We start from the raw sequence: 1048 nt of genomic DNA on the forward strand, positions 1-1048 counted from the left end.
GATGCAGCCGGCGTTCGCTTACCTGCCAATCACTGCCATCGCCGCGAGCGAGAGCGGGGTGCGGCTCACCGTGGAGCACGGCCTGGCCGGCGACTGGCCGGTGTGGGTGCGGGGTGTAACTGGCATGCCCGACCTCAACCGCGACCCGCGCGCGGCGCTGCCCTGGCGTGCGAAACGGATTGATGCCAGCACACTGGAGATCAACGCGCTGTCCGGCGCCGGCCTGCAGCCGCGCGGCGGTGAGCTGGTGTACAAGCTGCCGGTTGACCTGGACGGTGCAACGATCCGCGCCAGCTTGCTCGATGCCAGCGGCACTCTGCTGTTGGAGATCCCGGCCACGATCATCGGCCCGGGGGCGGTCGAACTGGAGCTGACCGACGAGCAGACCGCAGCACTCAGCACCCGCGTGGCGACCTGGGCGCTTGACGTAGAGCAGGGCGGCGACGTGTACCGCGCCATCACCGGCCAGGCGCGGGTCTGGCCGGCTGGCTCACTGCCGCCATGCAACAGCAGTGGCTGGGTTACCATCGGCGGCGAGCAAGGGCCGAGGGGCGCAGACGGCGCGACCGTGACCGCAGCAGAGGTCGACCCTGACGGCTATCTCGTGCTGACGATGAGCGACCACAGCGTCATCCGCAGCGAGTCCCCGGTTGACCGGCCGTGGGGCACTATCTCGGGTGATATCACCGCGCAGGCCGACCTGATGGAACTGCTGGGCGATCTGCAGGACAGCATCCCGGCAGCGCCTGCCGACATCGGCGCGGCCACCGCTGCGCAAGGCGCGCTGGCTGATTCAGCGGTGCAGCCGGGAGACCTGGCGCCGGCTGCGTTCAGCGGGCAGTATTCTGACCTCGACGGATTGCCCGCCCTTGGCAGTGCCGCTGCCGCTGATGTTGGGGATTTTGCTACGGCGGCCCAGGGCGAACGGGCAGACACGGCCGTACAGCCTGCCGACATTGCAGACGTGGTGCGCGACGGTGACTCGCGGCTCAGTGACTCCCGCACCCCGACTGGCGGCGCCGGCGGCGTGCTGTCGGGCAGCTACCCA

The 1048-nt window shown here is 69.8% G+C and carries 1 protein-coding gene; it reads left to right on the forward strand.

What is annotated here, in order from left to right:
• A partial coding sequence (locus ACNFCJ_RS23995; protein ID WP_416773882.1) for a hypothetical protein occupies positions 1–1048 on the forward strand: 1048 nt, incomplete at both ends.

The sequence above is a fragment of the Pseudomonas sp. NY15364 genome (assembly GCF_048068235.1).
Taxonomy (GTDB): Bacteria; Pseudomonadota; Gammaproteobacteria; order Pseudomonadales; family Pseudomonadaceae; genus Aquipseudomonas; species Aquipseudomonas mendocina_D.